We start from the raw sequence: 18,387 nt of genomic DNA, 5'->3' as shown, positions 1-18,387 counted from the left end.
GCTGTGTCGAAGCCGCACCGCCGGCCGCCAGCCCGGGGCGGGGGCAGGGGACGGTTCATGGCGCCATGCCCTGGGCGCGAAGCCGGATGAGGTCGCGACGCTCGATGAGCATGTTCTCCAGACTGGCCTTGCCCTCCCGGCGGGATTGGGGGTCCGTGCCGGTGAAGATTTCCTGCAGGCGGTCGAACTCGCGCGCGACCTTCTCGACGTTCTTCTCCATGGCCTGCTTCGTCTGGTCCCCCAGGGTCTCCAGCCCTTTGGTGACCGCAGCCACGATCCGCGCGTCGACCTTCGCGGGGATGCCGTCGATCAACCCGACGACCTCGGCCTGCAGCGTTCGGAGATCCTTGTGGGCCGTTCGCAGGTCCTTGAGGAGCTCATGCCCTTCGCGGATCGCGGCGCGCAGTTCTTCGATCTCCTCTGAGGTGGTCTTGGGTGCCTTACCCACCGAGCTTCTCCTCTGCGGTCAGGGCGGCGGGCCGGGCCTGGAGCTCGGCCTCGGCACGCAGCGCGCGGAGCTTCCAGGGCAGGCCCCATTCCGGCGGGAGCGGGCCGCCGCCGCCGGTGATCGTGTGGATCTGCTCGGCCGCCTGGCGGTAGCGGTCACGGTCGCGGCCGAGGTCCTCGTGGCGCTCTCGCAGTCGGTGGTACTCGGTGATCATGCGGAGGATGTCTTCGAGTGGAACCTGGGCGGTCCCGTACCGGAGGTGCATCTCCATGTCGCGGATCTCGTCGGGTGTCATGGCGTTCCTGTTCAGCGTCGGGCGCGTCGTCGGCGGCTCGGGCGGGCGACGGCGGGCAGGCCGGGGAGCGTCAGCTGGACGTCAGCCAGCGCGGCGCACCCTCCCTTGCGGAAGTGGGGCTTGTAGGTGTGTTCGACCTTCGCCGGGGCCAGGGCGCCGGGGCTGGTGAGGGAGCGCGACACCCAGCGGCCGAGCCCGTCGCGCATGCACGCCTGATTGCCGGCGGGGTCCGGCTCGGCGTCGACGGCCATCCGCTCGCCGTACTCCGTACGGGTCCAGAGGATTCGTTCTCCGCAGAGGTTGGGGCAGTCGGTCAGGTCGTGTCGGGTGGGCCGCACGGCGCCCTCCTCGGTCAGGTCCGTCGTATGCGCGGTTCGCCGCAATTCGAACAATGTTCGAATACGGTGGGGCCGATCTGCTCGGGCGGGTCATGTCGGGGGTGGGAGCACGGGCGACGGCGCTGACGTCGCCCTTTGCGCCTCATCTTCATGATCCACCGAGTTCGGCGGATCTTCAGTCGGATTAGCGTTCGAATCACGTTCGAACGACCTGAAACAGCAACTGCTGCCCCTTGATGTCTCCCGGCGACCGGACCCGGCCGAGCCGCAGCGCCTTGAAGCTGCGCTCGACACCGAGCTTCTTCGCGCACTTGGGGCCGAGCTTGTACTCCAGGGAGAGGTCGACTCGGATGGGGTGACGGCACTCCTTGCAGCGGGGGCGGTTGGTCAGCCCGCGCCGGCCACGGCGGGGGCGACGGTCGTCCTCCTCGATCACCTCAAGGGGCGGCAGGTCCAGCGGCAGCAGCCCGAGCGCGGCGGTCATAAGCCGATCTCCTTTCGGACCGCGCTCACCGCGATCTCGGCCAGCGCGTCCACGTACGCCTCCCCGAAGATCGGGTCGTTGACCAGGTTGGGCCACGCCAGGAGCAGCGCCTCGGCGATGCCCGCGCGGGCGACGGCGGCCGGGTCGACCTTCGCGCCCGACGGGCTGATGCGGGTCTTGCCGCACCGCTCGACCATGACGTCCCCGATCACGTCGACCGGTTCCCAGCGGGGCCGGTGGAGGATCATGACGGGTGCTCCATCCCGCGTCGGGCGGCGTCTTCCTGGTTGCTCATGCAACGACTCCATTCGCTCGAAGGTGGACCCGGGCCTCAGCCGCGCCGCGACCGGCGCGCTTGGGGTCAGGGGGCGGGCCGTCCCGGATGACGGTGGACGGCGCGGTCCAGGGCACGTGGTCGGGCTCGGGCCGCAGCAGCATCTGGTCCAGGCGCCATCGGGCGACGGCGGCCGGGTGCTCGGCCTCGTGCACCCCGGCCAGCGCCCGGGCCAGGTGGGCCGTGCTGTAGCCCTGAATCATCAGCGCCATCACGCTGGGCGCCAGGTACCACGGCGCCTCGGCCCGGGCCAGCACGGTCATCGCCAGCTCGCCGTACCGGGGCGGGTAGTGGCTCATGAGGCTGAGCACCTGGCCGGGCGTGAGCCAGAACTGACTCTGTTCCTCGGGAGCTGGTAGTGGCGGGAGGGCGGACAGGGCCTTGAGGTCGGCGACGGTGCGGACCACGACCGGCGTGGTGTCTGTGGGATCCGAGGGGAAGTAGTTAACTGGTTTTATGTGCGCTTTTTCGACACATGTTGTGACCTGGTGTTCCATCGCATCGCCGCAGGTCGCAACATGTGCGCTCTCAGGTGAGATGTCACCGGGGTCGTGAGCGGGATCGGCGGCCGCCTCGGCCGCCAGAGCGGCGTCCAGCAGCGCCCAGGCCTCGTGCTCGGCGGGCAGGTCCCCGGGGTGGTCGGTGACCAGGATGAGGTGCTGCCACTTACCGCGGGCAAGCGAACGGCGGTGCTGCGTGAGGTGGCCCGCGTTGGCCAGCTCGGTATTGCCGGCGCGCAGTCCGTTACGGCTCACCTGGTAGGAGGCCGCCACGTCCTCCCGGCTACTGCCGGGAGCGGGCGGGCAGGCGAGATAGCGGACCAGCAGGCCGATCGCGGCCGCGCTGAGGTCGCGGGCGGCCTGGACGACGGCACCGATGGTGTCGTGTTGGAAGGCCAACACGAACGTCCCGGTCAGGGCCATAGGCCACCTGCCGGGACGTGAGACCGGACGGTGCGGGTCCGGTGTCGTGCGGTCATGGGAGTCGGCGCCTTCCTTATGGATCTAGTGGGGGGCGGAGGCGGTGCTGCGTAACCAGTGCTCCAATCGGCCGCGTACGCCGCGCTCGATCCGGTGCACGCGTAGCTTCGTGACGTCGTCTCGGCTGATGTCGGCCAGGTCCGGCAGCTCGGCCCAGTCGGCGTCCATCTCGTCGAGGCGCGCGGCTACGGCGTCGACGAGTTCGGCGATGGGCCGGAACTGGCGGGGCCGGACTTCCAGAGCGCGGCAGCCGGGGTCGAGCGTGGTCAGCCACCCTGCGGCGGCCAGGAGCTGCTCGGCCCAGTTGACGACGCGGTCGTAGTCGAAGGGGTCGGCGCCGGCCTCGTCCACGGGCCGGGCGATCAGCATCACGTGGTCCGACCCGGCGGGCGGGATGCCGACGACCAGGCGCAGGCCCATCGTGCCGAGCTCCGGCGCGGTCTCGTCGCGGATGTGCCGCCGGACCAGACGACTCACCGCGTCGCCCATAACGGTCAGGTCGTGGCGAGTGAGCTTCCGGGGCTCGGCCGAGACCTTGCTCTGGTCTCGGCCAGGAGCCGGGCGCTTAGCTGTCCGCGTCATGACGGCCGTCCGAACGCGGTCAGGAACAGCACACCAAGGCCGGCCACCAGGCACGCCAGCGCGAACACCACGGCGTACGCCATGGGGCCGTTGAGGCGTACACCGGCGAGCAGGCCGACGATGACAACGGTGATCGTCATCATCAGGTCTCGGACGGGTCGGTGGCGCCGCGCTGCCAGTTGATCTCGCTCTCGTGGATCAACAGGCCCTGGTGGTTGACCTTGCCGTAGATGACCTCGTTGTCCTCGGGCAGACCGCTGGTGGCCGCGCGTGCCTGGTAGGCAATCGCGACGGGGTTGAAGCTGTCCTGCCACGACTCCCCGGCCAGGTGGTCCCACCAGTCTTCGACCTCGAACTCGGTGCCGGTGCCATGCAGGATGACCGTGCTGCCCGCGAGCGGGTGCCGCTCCTGGTGGCCGGCGGTCGACGTGTCGGGCTCGGTGCCGGCGGCCCAGTCGGCGACCTGCGCGGCCACGGTGGTCGTGATGGTGCTCGCTTCGGTGTCGGCCGGGACCTGGACCATGCGCTCCTCCGAGCAGCCGCACGGCGTCCGCAGGTAGTGGGTCGTGTCCGGCGGCTCGCCGCTCCAGCCGGTCATGAGCCACCAGCCGCGGCCGCCGCACGACGGGCAGGCCAGGGCGCCGTCGCCCTCGTCCTCGTCGCCCTGGCCCTCGTCCTCGTCCTCGTCGGAGTCGTCGAACTCGTCTTCGTGGTCGAAGGACCAGGCGTGGGCCTCTCGCGGGCAGTGCTGGTGCGTGGAAGCGCCACAGCCTCGGCAGGCGGGGCAGATCTCGTCGAGCAGAACCGCGCGGGTCTCGTCGTCGGCGTCGATCGGCATGCTGAACCGCACGCCGGTCAGGCCCGTACCCGAGCATCCGCCGCAGGGCGTGGCCCCCTCGGGCACGGTGGGTGCGGGGAGGGGGAGGTGGAACAAGATGGTCATCAGAGGGTGCGACCTCTCCGTTCAGATGTGAATGTGCCTGGGCTGCATGAGGGTGAGGCGGGGCCGCCCCCGGTCCTGTGACAGGGCGGCCCCGCGCGTACCCGGGCCCCGCCCCCACAGCGGGACCCGGGAACTCAGGGGGCTACTCCCAGCGGGCCGGGATCACCAGTGCGGCCAGCAGACCGAGGTTGTGGACCACGGCGCGGACGACGCTGAGGAAGGACCGGCGGTGACGCTGGGGATGGCGGCCGAGGTGACGACGCCGGGATGTCACCTCGGCTGATGAGGGCCCGCGGCCTGCCCGACGGCCGCGAACCCCGCTCCGTGGGCGACGAACGAGCGGCCGAGCGGCGGGTCGGGCTGGTGCACCTGGGGCTGGCCCGGCCGGACCCCCATCGCCTGCGCCAGCGTCGTCCGAGCCAGGTCGGGTCCGTCCAGGCGCTGCTCATGCGGCGAGGCGTGCGCGCCGGTGGCGGGAGCGGTCACCGGCTCGGGCCCCTGTCCGGACGGCACGGGGGCCGGGGCCGGCATGGACGGCCCGCCGATCATGCGGGTGAGCTGCTCCCGCTGGATCTCAGCGGCGGCGATCAGGGCGTCCAGGTCGGCGGGGTCCTCGAACCAGAGGCGCTGACGGTCGTTGAACGCGATGGCCACGGAGGGCGGCTGCCCCATGACGTTGTGGATGCCGCCGGGGACGGCGGACCTGAGCGGGGTGAATGTGGTTTCGGCGAAGACGCTCATGAACTCTCCGAGGGTGCGGTGGAACCGGCCGCGTGCGGAGCGGCCGGAGACTGAGGGGTGTGGGTGGCCAGCACCCACCGCACGGCGGCGGTACGGCTGGTCTGGGTCTCGGTGTTGGCGGTCGGCGCCATGCCGTTCCGGCTGGTGGGCCTGAAGTTGGTGGCGGCGATCCACCGGGACTTCACCTGGCCGCCCTTGTTCCGCGCCATGGAGACCATGCCGATGACGTCCGACCACGACATGGGCCACTCCCGAGAGCGCGAGACGAGCCAGTAATCGGGCTCCTTCTCGAACCGGGGGATTAGCAGCGGGCCCGCGTGCAGCCAGGCGTCACCGACCTTGACCGGGGCGGTGCCGAAGCCGATCTCCGCCACCAAGCCGGACCGGTACGCCCATGGGCCGTCGTCGGTGAGGGACGTGGCCGCGCCGATGCGCCACTCCTCGAAGGCTCCGCAGCCGGCGGGGAGCGGGCAGACGGCCCGGATGGTGAGCCCCCGGGAGCCGAACAGCGTCATCTCGTCGGTCTGGAGAACCCAACCGGCGGCCTTGCAGCCGGGCCCGTGCCCGACCGTCTCAAGGAAGTAGTCCCGCGCCACGCTCACAGCCGACTCCCGGGAGCGTCCTTGGGCGGCTGGAAAGAGCGCAGGCGTGCGGCGGCCTGTCGGGCGACGTCGGCGAGCCAGTCCATCGCCTCGGCGTCGGCTGCCCGGTCGGCCGTCTTGGCGCCGAGCTCGATCGCGATGGTGTGGGCACCGTCGCACAGCTGCAGGTTCAGGCCGCGTCCACCTACGGGTTCGAGGCGGATCTCCCCGACGCGCGGGTCCCTGATCGTCGTGAGGGTCCAGGTCCGCGCCATCAGCGGTTGCCACCGTGAACGACGACACCGTCGCGGACGATGGTGATGATGTGCGGGCCGCCCTCCAACCACGCGTCCATCAGCGGGTCGGGGTCATCGGCCACGGTCAGATCGGTGCCGGGGTCGAAGTCGCCGGAGCGGACCATCAGCCGCATGTTGAGGAAGCCGTCGCTCGACCCGGCCTCGATCGCGTACGTCTCGCCGAAGGCCGGCATGACGTCGTCGATCGCGTCGTATCGGATGTGCACGATGTCGCCCGGCTTGAGCGGATACCAGGGCGCGTTCTTCAGCGACTGCTCGCCCGCCATCAGTGCGGCGACCTCACCACCGAGGTCGCGGCGGCGCTTGGCGTCCTCGGCCTGGGCCAGCGGGCTCTGCTGCTCGGCCGGGGCGCCGTATAGCGCGCGGCCGATGCGGTACTGCGGCGCGTGCTCCTGGACGTACGTCAGCACCGGTTCCCCGCTGGCGGGCTGGTCCTTGCGGAACAGTTGCACGGCCAGTCGCTCCAGCGGTTCGCAGAGCTGCTCCAGCTTGTCTTGGGCGAAGGACCAGTCGCCGATCTCGATGGCACCGGTCATGCGGGACATGAAGTCGAACATCCGGACGGTCTCTTCGCCGATACGCTGCTCGCGGTCGTTCACAGGTCGCCGCCGTGCAGGGTGTTGGCGTTGAGCGCGACCGCGAGCTGGGTCCGCATGGCGAGCGCGGCCGACACCAGGGCGTCGGCCTCGTCGAGGCTGGTGACGGTGAGCTCGGCGTCCTGGTCGTCCGCGTGCAGCACGATGGCTGCGACCGGGCGGCCGTCGTGCATGCAGGTCGACGATCTGTCGACCGTCGTGCAGGGCCTGGCCTGTCTGGGCCGCCCGCTACGCTTGATCATCATCTTCTGTAGTCCTTGAGGGCTTGTCGGGTCCCTCGGCGCGCACCGCCGAGGGACCTCGTCATGTCGGGGGTCAGAGCGGGAGCGGGGGCATGCCCGGGTAGGGGTGGCCGCTGGCGTCCCGGGGGATCACGGTCCGGACGGCCCAGTCGGGCACGGCGTCGGCCTCGGTCATGAGGCCGTCGGACAGACCGGCGAACATCGCCCAGGCGACCTCGCGCGGCGCGAGGAACCACTTCTTGAGCACCGGGTGGTCGATCATGATGAGCACCGGGTCGACCTCGCCGCCGATCCGGATCAGCACGCGGCCCGTGGCCCGTGGCCGTCTCGCCGACCGGGAAGTCGATCGAGTAGAAACGATCGCCGTCCGCGCCCGGCGGCAGGCCGTCGACGGGCTGCCCGTCGGACAGGTCGACCGGGACTTCCTGAGCCGAGGGGATGCCGGTCATGCCGGGTCCTGGGAGCGTTCCCGCTCGGCGAGCTTGGCCGTCAGGACCTCGCGGTAGCGGATGTCCCACTCGGTGTCGTTGGGGCGCGGCGCGGACCCGGCGAGCTCGGCCCGGAGGTCCTCCAGCGACATGGAGTCCAGGTGCTTGATCTCCTTGGCGAGCATCGCGTCCTCGCGGGCACGGCGCTCGTCGTCGTGCCGGGCGGCCAGGTTCAGCGCCTCGGCCACGTGCTCCGGCGTCAGACCGCGAGACCAGTTCGCGATGTGGGGGACGAAGTCGGCCGGGAGCATGCCGTTGTTGTTGTCGTCCCAGAAGTCGCGGCTGACGTAGCGCAGGCCCATGGCCAGGCACCGCAGCGCGGACATCGCCAGCTCGTTGTGCGGCTCGTCGCCGATCGCGTTCTGGCCGGCGGCCAGGCGGACCGCGCCGACGACGGTGAGGCCCTTGTCCGGCCGGAAGCCGCGCGGCAGGTCCTTGTTGTAGCCCTTCAGCTCGATCAGGGTGACGGCGTCCCGCAGCACGTGGCCGGGGGTCATGATCGGTTCAGGGTCAGGGGTGGTCATGGTGCTCCGTTCAGCTGTAGGTCTCGCCGTAGCGGCGGCCAGGCCTAGATGTCAGGGAGACGAGATCGCCGCGTTTCTTGGGCGGCGGGGGAACTTCGCGGGTACGCGTCGCGGCGGTCGGGGCCGGTGACCCGCCGCGCTCGGTCGCCAGGTAGGCAACCGCGCCGGCGATCTGAGGCACTGTCCAGCCGACCTTGCGGCCGTTGCGGGTGTGGTCGACCAAGCCGAGCCGGGCGAGGCGGGCGAGGGTAGAGGGGCGGACGACCTTGAGGTCAGGGTCGATGAGCCGCGCCGCTTCTTCGTTCGTGTAGACGCGCGGTACCACTGCCTCCTCGGCCGCCGCGGTGCTCATGCCAGGAGGTCCTCAACCGGGCAGTCCAGTGCTGCGGCGAGCCGGTGCAGCACCTTGACGCTCGGCGAGCGCTTGCCCGATTCGAGCAAGGACAAGTAGGGCCAGCTGATGCGAGCCCGCTTGGCCATCTCCTCCTGGTCGAGGCCGGCGAGGACGCGACGTCGCTTCAGCTCCCCGTGCTTGTGGAGCGTTGCTCGCGTGGGCTGAGTTGCTGTCATGGGAAGAAAAGTAAAGGAGAGAAAAGGATCTGTCTAGTCATAGATCTATCCTCTTCTTCTCTATGATCTCCAACCCTCTGATCACTTGCCTATGTACGCCAAGGTCGGCCACGCTGAGCACTGCACTTAGCTACACTTAGCTGTACTTTTCTTCATCGCGAGGAGCGACGGGGCAACCATGGCGAGGGACCTGCCGTCTCCTACTCCGGAAGGCGCCCTCATCCGGCGCGTGCGTCTGAGCGTCAAGCCCCGGCTATCCGTAGCCGAGGCGGCGAAGCGCGCCGGGGTGGGCGAGGCCACCTGGGGCAACACTGAGCGTGGCTACAAGACCGTCGGTCGGGACGCCGAGCCCAACGAGTTTTCTCCGTCGGCAATGATCTTGGCCCACATGGCCGACGTCCTCGGATTGACGCCTAACGACCTGCATGGAGTCGACCGGGGAGACGCTGCGGAGATCCTGGCCGAGATCGCGAAGCCGACCGTCGAGACACGCGGGTCGGGCGAGACGCAAGTCACCTTCATGGTTCCGGCAGGACTCCCAGAGGAGGACAAGGAAACTGTCCGCCGATGGGCCGAGCAGATGGCGCGAGACCTTGACCAGCGCCATCACCACCATGGAGATCATTAGTCACTACTGACCCTTTGGTGACATCTGTGTAACCGAATGTCCCAATCACCCCTTTTGTGTCCCGTTCCAAAGGGGGGTCACTACGTGACGAATCGCCCAAATGGTGTTGGAATACGCGGACGCGAGTGGGGCGCGTTGTAGGTACGTACGGACCAACCAAGGGAAGTCCGGCATGGATTCAAGCCGCCGCCGTCGTCGCATGATTTTCGAGCCAGTCGCCCCGACTCTCCTGAGGAATGGCCTCCCTATCGTCATCGACCGGCCATGCTGCTCCACGTGGCTTGTGAACGGCGAGGAGATCGACGAGCGTCTCGCCGCTCGCTTTAACGTCATCGGCGGGCCAGCGCAGAACGCCATGGAAGCGCGTGAGTTCCCGGCAGACAAACCCTTCGGCGGGCTAGTGCTGAGCCGAGAGGACATCGGGGTCGACGAGGTGTTCTACACCCTCACCTCCGCTGGCCTTCACGTTCCTGTCCCCCGAAAGCTCATTACCCAGCGCCTGATCGACCAGATCACGGTGACGGGCCTGGAGCGCATGAAGTGGTACTCCGCACCGAAAGAGAGATGAGGAGGGAGGGCTATGGCGTACACAGAACAGCGCGGGAAACGCTGGCGTGTGCGATGGAAGCTCGCTGACGGTACCTACAGCACCGGCACCACGTTCAACCTTGAGACCGGCGAGCACTTCGAGACCGAACCCGAGGCGAAGCAGTACGGCGAGGACAAGGAAACCCTGATCCGGCTGGGTCTCTACAAGGAGAAGGACAGGATCAAGTTCGGGCCCTACGCGGCTACCTGGTTCAGCGGACTCGACCTCGAACACAGCACGTGGGAGACCTACCTCAGCATCATGGAGAGCCACGTCATCCCCCGGTGGGAACACACCTGGGTGGACGAGATCGAGCTCCGTGATGTCGAGGCCTGGGAGCGCGGCATGATCCGGGCCGGCTACGCCCCTCGGACCGCGAAGGACGCCCGACGCCTGCTCGGCAACGCGCTCAGCGACGCGATCCCGAAGTACATCGACAAGGACCCGACGGTGAAACCGCGCGGCAAGGGCCGCAAGGGCCTGCGGCGGATCGCGCAGTACCAGCAGGCCGCGAAGGTCTGGGCCTCGCCGGAAGAGGTCGTGCTGATCGCCGAGCGGGCTGCACTTCTCGCCCGCGACGACGACCTGTTCCTCAAGCTGGTCACGAAGGCGTGGACCGGCGGACGCTGGTCAGAGATCACGGCGCTGTCCCCCGAACAGCTGACAGTCGACGGCATGCTCGACATCGACACCAAGCTCTACCAGGCCACGCGAGGTTTCTACCTCGGGTACCCCAAGGACGGCAGCCTCCGGGTGATCGACCTCCCGGACTGGCTGCTGCGCATGCTGCAGGACCAGGCCGCCGAGGCCCGACACTGCGGGTGCCGGCGGCCCGAGGACCCGGGGCGCATCGGCGCGGTAGAGCCCGACTGGTGCGAGGGCGGCCGCAGGAAGTACCTGTTCCTCACGCCGGATGGCGCGCACTACCAGCGGGGGACGATGGCCCAGATCATGGGGCCCGCCGCGAGCGGGGTCTTCCAGAAGCGGAAGGACGGCGGGCGCATCCGGCCGGAGCGGCCGGTCCTGGTCGACGTCGCCCGCTACATCGTCGGCCCGCTGCCTCGAGGAGCCCGCCGGCCGGTGGCCGATGGCGGCGGGTGGCCCGGGCAGCCGCTCACGCACGCCTGGCCGTACGCGGTGAAGGGCGAGGACTTCGAGCCGCCGCGGACCCGTGGCCGGCCGAACTTCGCGGCGTGGCCCGAGGCCGAGCAGCCGCACCTGATGAGCTGGCGGCCGATCCGCGCCGACCTGACACCGCACGGTTTGCGCCACAGTCACCAGACCTGGCTTGATGACGGCAACATCAAGCGGGCTCTCAAGACCGAGAGGATGGGTCACGAGGACCTGAGCATGCCCGGGCGGTACGGCCACATCACCGAGCGCATGCGCGTCGAGCTCGCCGAGTTACTCGCGGCTCTGTGGGAGAACGCGATCGGCGAGCGCTTCAAGCGGTGGCCGAGCTCTCCCATCCCGCTGCTCGACCGGGAGCTCGCGCGGTGGCGAATAGGGACGGCCGCCAAGGTCGTCTCCCATATTTCTCCCAGAAACGCGAAGAGGGCCCTGACCGCGTAAACGATCAAGGCCCTACCTGCAAGTTCATGGTGGAGCTATGGGGATTTGAACCCCAGACCCCTTCGATGCGAACGAAGTGCGCTACCGGACTGCGCTATAGCCCCGTGAACGAGATCTAGGCTACCAAACTCCAGCACCCCTTCGCGCCATCCACGCCCTAGTCCCCCACAGCCCGCCGATGATCCGCGTACTGGTCGAACACGTAAGCGCGCTTCTTCTCCAGCTCGATGATCTCGGCCTCCCGAGCCGCCTCAGCGGCCCTCCTGGCCTCGAACGCGGTCCGCCGAACCCGATCGGCCCGGACCCGGGCCGCAAGATCCTGCTGCTCGTCCTCAAGCTTGGAGGCCACCCGCAGCAGCAGCACGTACAGCCCGAGAAGAAGGGCAGCCGGCGCAACCCCCCACCAAGCCACCACCCCGAGAAAGGCGGCCAGGCCGGAGACGAGGACCATCGCCACACACCACAGGAGGGTGCGCCGCCGGCGCACGCGGATGCGGGCTCGCCGTCGCTTGGTCGCGAACTGTGGGTCGGAGGAGGGCGCGGCAGGTTCAGACACCGGGGCCTCCTCCTCCAAAGCGGTCGGGGCGGCCACGGCCTGATCGAGGGACTCGATCAGGGTGTCGCCCTCGGTGGTGGTGTCCTTGTCTTCGTCCATTAGGACATAGCGGTCGCGGCGTAGCCACATCGGGACGAGGACGCCGAGCCACATCGCGACGATGGCCAGATAGAGGAGGACGCTGCTCATCGGCTGCTCTCCTCCTGATCTCGACCCGCCTGCATGCTCACGTCACGCACCGTAAGACGGCGTGTCACTGATTGACGAGCATTCGGTGCGGTGTGTCGCGAGATCGTCGAAGCTGTTGATGCCTAGGGGGACTCTCCGTGACGCGCTTTCGATGAGTCTCGGGCTCTCCGCCACTGGACGAGCAGGCCCCTCGGCACATCTTCCACGGTCAAGGCATAGCAGATGTGGTCTCGCCACGCTCCGTCAATGTGTAGTTGCTTTCTGCGTACGCCCTCCTCACGGAAGCCCAGTTTCTCGACGACGCGGCGGCTGGCGTGGTTTTCGGGGCGGATGTTGGCCTCCAGGCGGTGGAGGCCGGTGGTGAAGAAACAGTGGTCCACCGCCATGGCCAGGGCCGTGGGGGTGATGCCCCGGCCGGCCAGGGCGCCGTCGACCCAGTAGCCGACCTGGGCGGAGCGGGCCGAGCCCCAGACGATGGCGCCGACGGTGAGCTGGCCGGCGAAGGCGCCGTTGTACGTCACGACCCACGGCAGGGCCAGGCCCTGTCTGGCCTCCCTGCGGAGGGTGCCGACCATGGAGACGTAGGGACTGAGGCCGGTGCGGAACAGGGGCGTCTCGGGGTTGCTGGGTTCCCAGGGGCGCAGCCAGTCGGCGTTGCGCAGGCGGGTCTCACGCCAGACGCGCACGTCACGGAGCCGCAGCGGCCGCAGCCCTACGGGGCCCTCCGCAAGGGTCGCGGGCCAGCCGCGAAGTCGATCCACTTGTCAATCATCCCTCTTGTTCACCGAATCACGCCATCAGACGCGATGGTCACCGCCTCGGATCTGGTCGACCGCGTGACCCAGGACGGGACCGAGGACGGCCATGCCGTCGCGTACGCCGCCGGTTGATCCGGGCAGGTTGACGATCAGCGTCTTGCCCGCCTGTCCGGACAGGCCGCGCGAGAGGACCGATGTCGGCACCTTTTCACTGTTGGCCTGCCTGATCGCCTCGGCGATGCCGGGGATCTCCCGGTCGAGGACGCGCGCCGTCATCTCCGGGGTCAGGTCGGTGGGGGTCAGCCCGGTCCCGCCGGTGGTGACGATGACGTGGTACGCCGACTCAAGGCCCTTCACCAACGCTTCATACACCGGTTCACCGTCGCGGACCACCACTGGACCGTCGACGGTGCAGCCCGACTCCTCCAGCAGGCCGTAGAGAAGACGACCTGACTTGTCCTCGTAGACGCCGCCGGCGGCCCGGTTGGAGGCGGTGATGACCAGGGCGCGGATCATGAGCGCCGCCAGTCGCCGGTCTTGCCGCCGGTCTTCTCCTCGACGCGCACGTCGGTGATGACCGCAGCCGGGTCGACCGCCTTGATCATGTCGATCAGGCCCAGGGCCGCGACGGTGACGGCCGTGAGGGCCTCCATCTCGACGCCCGTCTTGTCGGCTGTCTTCACATAAGCGGTGATCTCGACGCCCTCGTCCACCACCACCAGCTCCACGCGAACACCATGAAGGGCGATCGGGTGGCACAGCGGGATCAGGTCGGGGGTCTTCTTGGCGCCCATGATCCCGGCGATGCGGGCCACGCCGAGGGCGTCGCCCTTCGGGGTGTCACCCGAACGGAGGATCGCCACGGCCTCTTCGGAGAGAAGGACCCGGCCGGAGGCCGTCGACGTGCGGACAGAAACTGATTTTTCCGACACGTCGACCATGCGGGCCGCGCCCGATTCGTCGAGATGAGTGAGATTCACAGCCGGATCACTTCCACAGTCGTCCCCTCCGGAACCTCGGTCACGTCTTCGGGCACCACGATCAGCGCGTTGGCCGCCGCCAACGCCGCGAGTTGATGAGAACCCTGGCCACGGGCGGGGGTGACCATGTCGCCGGTCAATACCGCACGCAGGTAGGAACGGCGGCCCTGAGGTGATCTCAAAGCCGCGGTGGAAACCGCCCGGACCGAAGAAGGCAGCGCGGCGGGCAGTCCCTGCATCTGGCGGAGCGCCGGTCGTACGAACAAAACAAACGACACATATGACGAGACCGGATTGCCCGGCAAGGTGAAGATCGGGATCTGGTCGTCGCCGACCACGCCGAAGCCCTGGGGCATGCCGGGCTGCATCGCGACCTTCTCGAAGCGCACCGTGCCGAGCGGGCTCAGGCCCTCTTTCACCGGCTCGTAGGCGCCCATCGAGACGCCGCCGCTGGTGATCACCGCGTCGGCGCGGACGAGTTGCGCGTCGAGGGTCTCCATGAACACGCGGGGATCGTCGGTCACCGCGCCCGCGCGGAAGGCCTCACCGCCGGCCTCGCGGACCGCCGCGGCGAGCATGAAGCTGTTGGACTCCCAGATCTGGCCGTACCCGAGATTGGTTCCGGGTTCGGCGAGTTCGGTGCCCGTCGAGATCACGGCGACCCGGGGCACCGGACGGACCGTCACCCGGCGCCGCCCCACCCCCGCGAGCATGCCGATCTGGGCCGCGCCGATGCGCGTGCCGACCGGCAGGACCACATCTCCCACCCGCACATCTTCACCGGCCCGGCGGATCGCGTTGCCGCGTTCGACCGGCTTGTGGATAACCACGCTGGCGGTGCCGCCGTCGGTGTATTCGACCGGTACGACCGTGTCGGCGCCCGCCGGCATCGGCGCGCCGGTCATGATGCGCGCCACCAGGCCGGGCCCGATGGCGCGCGGATGAGAGTCTCCCGCCGCGATGTCTTCGGTCACCGGCAGCGTGACCGGTGCGTTCGCGAGGTCGGCGGCCACGACCGCGTAGCCGTCCATCGCCGAGTTGTCGAAAGGCGGCAGGTCGACCGGCGCGGTCACGTCTTCGGCGAGCACCGACCCCAGCGCCCGCTCGAGATCGAGCTCAAGCGGCGCGAGGGGGCGGACGGTCGCCAAGATGTCGGCGAGGTGCCGATCGACCGGTTTCAGATCGCTAGGACTGTGCCTCATCCAGGAATTCTCGCAGCCACGGCAGGAAGTCGGGGGCGAGGTCCTCTCGCCGCGCCGCGAACTCCACCACGGTCTGCAGGTACTGCAGCTTGTCGCCGGTGTCGAAACGGCGACCCCGGAACAGAACGCCGTAAACGGGCCCGCCCTCCTCGGGCGAGCTCCCCGCGAGCGTGCGCAGCGCGTCGGTGAGCTGGATCTCGCCGCCGCGGCCGGGCGGGGTCTTCTCCAGCACCTCGAAAACGGCCGGGTCGATCACATAACGCCCGATGATGGCCCAGTTGGACGGCGCCTCCTCGATCGGGGGCTTCTCCACCAGGTCGGTGATCCGCACGACGTCGTCTTCGTCGGTCGCCTCGATGGCGGCGCAACCGTACTGGGAGACCTGCTCCGGCGGCACCTCCATCAGCGCGATGACGCTGCCGCCGCGCTGCTGGCGGATCTCGATCATGCGCTTGAGCAGCGGCTCGTTCGGGTCGATGATGTCGTCGCCCAGCAGACAGGCGAACGGCTCGTCGCCGACGTGCTGCTTGGCGCACAGCACGGCGTGGCCGAGGCCCTTCGGCTCGCCCTGGCGGACGTAGTGCATGGTCGCGAGGTCGACGGGCTCCTGAATCTGCGACAGGCGCTTCTCGTCGCCCTTCGCCCGGAGGGCACCCTCCAACTCTGCGGCCACGTCGAAGTGGTCTTCAATCGATCGTTTGTTGCGACCGGTGACCATCAGCACGTCGAGCAGCCCAGCCGACACGGCTTCCTCAACGACATACTGGATCGCCGGTTTGTCGACGATCGGCAGCATCTCCTTCGGAGTGGCCTTGGTCGCGGGGAGGAAACGCGTCCCGAGACCGGCGGCGGGGACAACGGCTTTGGTGACGGAGTCGAAGTCAGCACCCATGAGTGAAGGCTAGTGGAGGCCCCTTTGGACAAGTTCGAGCTGAGGCGTGAAATTCTGTGTGAACGTTCCATCATGGACGCCGATCATCGCCGTGAGAGCGCTCGCCGAATAAGAGAAACCCTGCTTGACCAGCCATGGGTCCAAATGGCCGGGTTGGTGGCCTGCTATTGGTCGACCGGAACAGAACCTTCTACCGAAGGCCTCGTATTCGCACTGTGGAAACACGGCGCGACCGTGATCCTCCCGGTGCTGCGCGACGACGACGACCTCGACTGGGCCGTCTACGACGGTCCCGACACCCTCGCGCCGGGCAGGCACGGGATCATGGAGCCGGTCGACACGCGGCGCGGCGTGGACACGATCCGCACGGCCGCTCTGGTCATCGTCCCGGCGCTCGCCGTAGACCCCCATTCGGGTGTACGTCTTGGGCGAGGCGGTGGCTCCTACGATCGAGCCCTGGCCAGGGTCGGTCCGAACGTGCCGACCGTCGCCCTCCTCCACGAGGGGGAGATGCGCCCCGGCCTCCCGGCCGAACCTCACGATCGGCCGGTCAAGTATGCGGCGTTGCCATCAGGAATCCGTGTTGTCCCTGTGAAAGAATCTACATAAATCTAACGAAAGGGGACCTAGTGCGGCTGGACCTCGACGGATGGCTCCTCCTCTCCGCCGTGATCGTCCTGGCGGCCGTGATCTCGGTCAGAGTCGCCCACCGCACCGGTCTGCCGTCGCTGCTGCTCTATCTGGCCCTGGGCGTCGCCCTCGGCGAGTCGGGTCTCGGCGTCCATTTCGAGGACGCCGAGCTGGCCAAGCAGCTCGGACTGATCGCGCTGGCGGTCATCCTGGCCGAAGGCGGCCTGACCACCAACTGGGAACACGTGCGCAGGGCCGTACCGACGGCACTGGTATTGGCGACGTTCGGCGTGGCGATCAGCATCATCGTGCTGGCCCTGGCCGTTTTCGGCTTCCTGGGCCTCGACTGGCGCTCGGCGATGCTCCTGGGCGCGATCCTCGCCTCGACGGACGCGGCCGCGGTCTTCAGCGTGCTGCGACGGCTCCCGCTGCCGCCCCGCCTGGCCGGCACCCTGGAAGCGGAGTCGGGCTTCAACGACGCCCCCACGGTGATCATCGTGGTGATGTTGAGCCAGGTCAGCGAGCCCATGCCGACGGTGTGGAACGTTCTGGGCACCTCTCTGTGGGAACTCACCGCGGGCGCGGCCGTCGGCTGCGCCGTCGGACCTATCGCCGCATACGCGTTGAGAAGGGTCGCGCTGCCCGCCTCGGGCCTCTACCCGATCGCCGTCCTCGCGGTGGCCTTCATCGCCTACAGCGGCGCGGTCAGCCTCCACGCCTCAGGCTTCCTCTCCGTGTACGTCGCCACACTGATCATCGGCAACAGCCGCCTCCCCCACCGAGCCGCGACGAGAGGTTTCGCCGAGGGAACGGCCTGGCTGGCCCAGATCGGCCTGTTCGTCATGCTCGGCATGCTGGTCAGCCCTTCGGAACTGCCGAGCCAGATCATCCCCGGCCTGGTCGCCGGCCTGGCCCTGGTCCTGCTGGCCCGCCCGATCTCGGTGATCCTGTCGTCGTGGGCGGTCCGCCTGACCAGGATCGGCCTGGTCACCTGGCGAGAACAGGTTTTCCTGTCCTGGGCGGGCCTGCGCGGCGCCGTACCCATCGTGCTGGCGACCATCCCCTGGGCCGCCGGGATGCCGTACGCGAAAGAGCTGTTCAACGAGGTCTTCGTGATCGTGGTGGTCTTCACCCTGATCCAGGGACCGACGTTGCCGTTCCTGGCCCGGGTCCTCGGCCTGTCGGCCGACGGGGAGGCGCGCGACCTCGACGTGGAGGCCGCCCCCCTGGAGGAACTGGACGCCGATCTGCTCCAGATGCGCATCCCGCCCGAATCCAAACTCCATGGCGTCGAGGTCTTCGAGCTGCGGCTACCCTCGGACGCGGCCGTCACCATGATCGTGCGGGACGGCCGTTCGTTCGTCCCCGACGGCAGCACCAGGCTCCGGCGGGACGACCAACTGCTCGTGGTGACCACCGCCGCGGTGCGCCGAACCGTCGAAAAACGCCTGCGCGCAGTGAGTCGCAGAGGCAAACTCGCAGGCTGGTATGGGGAGACAGGGGACTAAACTCCCCCACGGCAACGTTGACGCTTGCCAGTTGCCTTATCATTTAGCAGTCACTTGGGCCGAGTGCCAAGTCACTGAGGAGGACCGCGTGCCCACCTATCAGTACGCCTGCACCAGTTGTGGCGAGCAGCTCGAAGTCGTCCAGAAGTTCACCGACGACGCCCTGACCGAGTGCCCCGCATGCGCGGGCCGCCTCCGCAAGGTGTTCAACGCGGTGGGCATCGTGTTCAAGGGCTCCGGTTTCTACCGGACCGACAACCGGTCGTCGACGTCGTCCGCGCCTGCTGCTTCGCCGTCCAAGCCGTCGACGGAGAGCAAGCCGGCCGAGACGAGCTCAACCACCGGCAGCAGCAGCACCAGCACCACATCTGCGAGCACCCCAGCGGCCTGACCTGCGGCGAAACGGGTTGTCCACAGGAA

Annotated in this window: 31 protein-coding genes and 1 tRNA gene; 6 read left to right on the top strand and 26 right to left on the bottom strand. The window is 68.7% G+C overall.

Features of this window, described 5'->3' with window-relative positions:
- Positions 1–55: 55 nt before the first annotated feature.
- The 19 genes from AW272_RS34325 to AW272_RS34245 form a co-directional block, all read right to left on the bottom strand.
- The gene (locus AW272_RS34325) at positions 56–448 is read right to left on the bottom strand and encodes a hypothetical protein (protein ID WP_066373936.1); all 393 of its coding nucleotides are present in this window, start codon (positions 446–448) and stop codon (positions 56–58) included.
- Entirely contained in the window at positions 441–743 is a 303-nt protein-coding gene (locus tag AW272_RS34320; protein ID WP_066373935.1) for a hypothetical protein, read from the bottom strand. The genes AW272_RS34325 and AW272_RS34320 overlap by 8 nt, the downstream gene beginning before the upstream one ends.
- Positions 744–754: 11 nt before the next feature.
- Positions 755–1,081, bottom strand: coding sequence for a hypothetical protein (locus tag AW272_RS34315; protein WP_157519033.1), 327 nt, complete (start codon positions 1,079–1,081; stop codon positions 755–757).
- Positions 1,082–1,277: 196 nt separating this feature from the next.
- Complete coding sequence (locus AW272_RS34310) at positions 1,278–1,565, bottom strand: hypothetical protein (protein ID WP_066373932.1); 288 nt, start codon at positions 1,563–1,565, stop codon at positions 1,278–1,280.
- Positions 1,562–1,813: a hypothetical protein gene (locus tag AW272_RS34305; protein ID WP_066373930.1), complete on the bottom strand. Its 252-nt coding sequence runs from the start codon at positions 1,811–1,813 to the stop codon at positions 1,562–1,564. The genes AW272_RS34310 and AW272_RS34305 overlap by 4 nt, the downstream gene beginning before the upstream one ends.
- A gap of 43 nt (positions 1,814–1,856) precedes the next feature.
- Positions 1,857–2,822, bottom strand: a complete 966-nt coding sequence (locus tag AW272_RS34300) for a hypothetical protein (RefSeq protein ID WP_066373929.1) — start codon at positions 2,820–2,822, stop codon at positions 1,857–1,859.
- Positions 2,823–2,903: 81 nt separating this feature from the next.
- The gene (locus AW272_RS34295; RefSeq protein ID WP_157519031.1) at positions 2,904–3,461 is read right to left on the bottom strand and encodes a hypothetical protein; all 558 of its coding nucleotides are present in this window, start codon (positions 3,459–3,461) and stop codon (positions 2,904–2,906) included.
- Positions 3,458–3,601, bottom strand: coding sequence for a hypothetical protein (locus AW272_RS42730; RefSeq protein WP_157519029.1), 144 nt, complete (start codon positions 3,599–3,601; stop codon positions 3,458–3,460). Before AW272_RS42730 ends, AW272_RS34295 begins: the two co-directional genes overlap by 4 nt.
- A gap of 2 nt (positions 3,602–3,603) precedes the next feature.
- Complete coding sequence (locus AW272_RS34290) at positions 3,604–4,404, bottom strand: hypothetical protein (protein ID WP_066373926.1); 801 nt, start codon at positions 4,402–4,404, stop codon at positions 3,604–3,606.
- A gap of 142 nt (positions 4,405–4,546) precedes the next feature.
- Positions 4,547–4,678 carry a hypothetical protein gene (locus AW272_RS45790; RefSeq protein WP_275527338.1) on the bottom strand — a complete coding sequence of 44 codons (132 nt, stop codon included), beginning with the start codon at positions 4,676–4,678 and terminating at the stop codon, positions 4,547–4,549.
- Positions 4,675–5,145, bottom strand: coding sequence for a hypothetical protein (locus AW272_RS34280; protein WP_066373924.1), 471 nt, complete (start codon positions 5,143–5,145; stop codon positions 4,675–4,677). The genes AW272_RS45790 and AW272_RS34280 overlap by 4 nt, the downstream gene beginning before the upstream one ends.
- Positions 5,142–5,747 (bottom strand): hypothetical protein, encoded by a 606-nt coding sequence (locus tag AW272_RS34275; RefSeq protein WP_157519027.1) that lies wholly within the window; start codon positions 5,745–5,747, stop codon positions 5,142–5,144. Before AW272_RS34275 ends, AW272_RS34280 begins: the two co-directional genes overlap by 4 nt.
- Positions 5,744–6,001, bottom strand: a complete 258-nt coding sequence (locus AW272_RS34270; protein WP_066373921.1) for a hypothetical protein — start codon at positions 5,999–6,001, stop codon at positions 5,744–5,746. The genes AW272_RS34275 and AW272_RS34270 overlap by 4 nt, the downstream gene beginning before the upstream one ends.
- On the bottom strand, positions 6,001–6,642 hold the full coding sequence (locus AW272_RS34265) for a hypothetical protein (protein ID WP_066373919.1): 642 nt from the start codon (positions 6,640–6,642) through the stop codon (positions 6,001–6,003). The genes AW272_RS34270 and AW272_RS34265 overlap by 1 nt, the downstream gene beginning before the upstream one ends.
- Positions 6,639–6,884, bottom strand: coding sequence for a hypothetical protein (locus AW272_RS42725; protein WP_157519025.1), 246 nt, complete (start codon positions 6,882–6,884; stop codon positions 6,639–6,641). The genes AW272_RS34265 and AW272_RS42725 overlap by 4 nt, the downstream gene beginning before the upstream one ends.
- 70 nt (positions 6,885–6,954) lie before the next feature.
- Entirely contained in the window at positions 6,955–7,185 is a 231-nt protein-coding gene (locus AW272_RS34260; protein ID WP_066373914.1) for a hypothetical protein, read from the bottom strand.
- A 141-nt stretch (positions 7,186–7,326) separates the two neighbouring features.
- The gene (locus AW272_RS34255; RefSeq protein ID WP_066373913.1) at positions 7,327–7,893 is read right to left on the bottom strand and encodes a DUF6197 family protein; all 567 of its coding nucleotides are present in this window, start codon (positions 7,891–7,893) and stop codon (positions 7,327–7,329) included.
- A gap of 10 nt (positions 7,894–7,903) precedes the next feature.
- A complete protein-coding gene (locus tag AW272_RS34250; protein WP_066373912.1) occupies positions 7,904–8,245 on the bottom strand; it encodes a hypothetical protein in 342 nt (113 codons plus the stop codon).
- Positions 8,242–8,463 (bottom strand): helix-turn-helix domain-containing protein, encoded by a 222-nt coding sequence (locus AW272_RS34245; protein ID WP_066373911.1) that lies wholly within the window; start codon positions 8,461–8,463, stop codon positions 8,242–8,244. Before AW272_RS34245 ends, AW272_RS34250 begins: the two co-directional genes overlap by 4 nt.
- A 229-nt stretch (positions 8,464–8,692) precedes the next feature.
- On the opposite strand from AW272_RS34245, the gene AW272_RS34240 reads away from it, so the two are divergent.
- From AW272_RS34240 to AW272_RS34230, 3 genes are all read left to right on the top strand, one after another.
- Positions 8,693–9,091 carry a helix-turn-helix domain-containing protein gene (locus AW272_RS34240; protein ID WP_169807680.1) on the top strand — a complete coding sequence of 133 codons (399 nt, stop codon included), beginning with the start codon at positions 8,693–8,695 and terminating at the stop codon, positions 9,089–9,091.
- 283 nt (positions 9,092–9,374) lie between these two features.
- The gene (locus AW272_RS34235) at positions 9,375–9,659 is read left to right on the top strand and encodes a hypothetical protein (RefSeq protein WP_157519023.1); all 285 of its coding nucleotides are present in this window, start codon (positions 9,375–9,377) and stop codon (positions 9,657–9,659) included.
- 12 nt (positions 9,660–9,671) lie between these two features.
- Entirely contained in the window at positions 9,672–11,252 is a 1,581-nt protein-coding gene (locus tag AW272_RS34230) for a site-specific integrase (RefSeq protein WP_066373906.1), read from the top strand.
- Between the two features lie 27 nt (positions 11,253–11,279).
- Here the strand turns inward: AW272_RS34230 and AW272_RS34225 are convergent.
- The 7 genes from AW272_RS34225 to galU form a co-directional block, all read right to left on the bottom strand.
- Positions 11,280–11,356, bottom strand: a tRNA-Ala gene (locus tag AW272_RS34225).
- Positions 11,357–11,409: 53 nt separating this feature from the next.
- On the bottom strand, positions 11,410–11,997 hold the full coding sequence (gene sepX / locus AW272_RS34220; protein ID WP_066373904.1) for a divisome protein SepX/GlpR: 588 nt from the start codon (positions 11,995–11,997) through the stop codon (positions 11,410–11,412).
- A gap of 122 nt (positions 11,998–12,119) precedes the next feature.
- Positions 12,120–12,758, bottom strand: a complete 639-nt coding sequence (locus tag AW272_RS34215; protein ID WP_083958998.1) for a GNAT family N-acetyltransferase — start codon at positions 12,756–12,758, stop codon at positions 12,120–12,122.
- Positions 12,759–12,794: 36 nt separating this feature from the next.
- Entirely contained in the window at positions 12,795–13,271 is a 477-nt protein-coding gene (locus AW272_RS34210) for a MogA/MoaB family molybdenum cofactor biosynthesis protein (RefSeq protein ID WP_066373902.1), read from the bottom strand.
- A complete protein-coding gene (gene moaC / locus AW272_RS34205; RefSeq protein WP_066373900.1) occupies positions 13,268–13,735 on the bottom strand; it encodes a cyclic pyranopterin monophosphate synthase MoaC in 468 nt (155 codons plus the stop codon). Before moaC ends, AW272_RS34210 begins: the two co-directional genes overlap by 4 nt.
- Positions 13,732–14,916 (bottom strand): molybdotransferase-like divisome protein Glp, encoded by a 1,185-nt coding sequence (glp, locus tag AW272_RS34200; RefSeq protein ID WP_066374049.1) that lies wholly within the window; start codon positions 14,914–14,916, stop codon positions 13,732–13,734. The genes moaC and glp overlap by 4 nt, the downstream gene beginning before the upstream one ends.
- Positions 14,917–14,920: 4 nt before the next feature.
- Positions 14,921–15,829: a UTP--glucose-1-phosphate uridylyltransferase GalU gene (gene galU / locus AW272_RS34195; protein ID WP_066373898.1), complete on the bottom strand. Its 909-nt coding sequence runs from the start codon at positions 15,827–15,829 to the stop codon at positions 14,921–14,923.
- Positions 15,830–15,853: 24 nt separating this feature from the next.
- Here galU and AW272_RS34190 point away from each other — a divergent pair, with 24 nt between their 5' ends.
- The 3 genes from AW272_RS34190 (at position 15,854) to AW272_RS34180 (ending at position 18,358) form a co-directional block, all read left to right on the top strand.
- Positions 15,854–16,438 (top strand): 5-formyltetrahydrofolate cyclo-ligase, encoded by a 585-nt coding sequence (locus AW272_RS34190; protein ID WP_066374051.1) that lies wholly within the window; start codon positions 15,854–15,856, stop codon positions 16,436–16,438.
- Positions 16,439–16,458: 20 nt separating this feature from the next.
- Complete coding sequence (locus AW272_RS34185; protein WP_369408796.1) at positions 16,459–17,967, top strand: potassium/proton antiporter; 1,509 nt, start codon at positions 16,459–16,461, stop codon at positions 17,965–17,967.
- Between the two features lie 88 nt (positions 17,968–18,055).
- Positions 18,056–18,358: an FmdB family zinc ribbon protein gene (locus tag AW272_RS34180; protein ID WP_066373896.1), complete on the top strand. Its 303-nt coding sequence runs from the start codon at positions 18,056–18,058 to the stop codon at positions 18,356–18,358.
- Positions 18,359–18,387: the final 29 nt, after the last annotated feature.

The organism is Herbidospora mongoliensis (assembly GCF_001570545.1).
Taxonomy (GTDB): Bacteria; Actinomycetota; Actinomycetes; order Streptosporangiales; family Streptosporangiaceae; genus Herbidospora; species Herbidospora mongoliensis.
The sequence above is the reverse complement of the archived record's forward strand: the minus strand, read 5'-3'. Positions and strand labels throughout refer to the sequence as shown.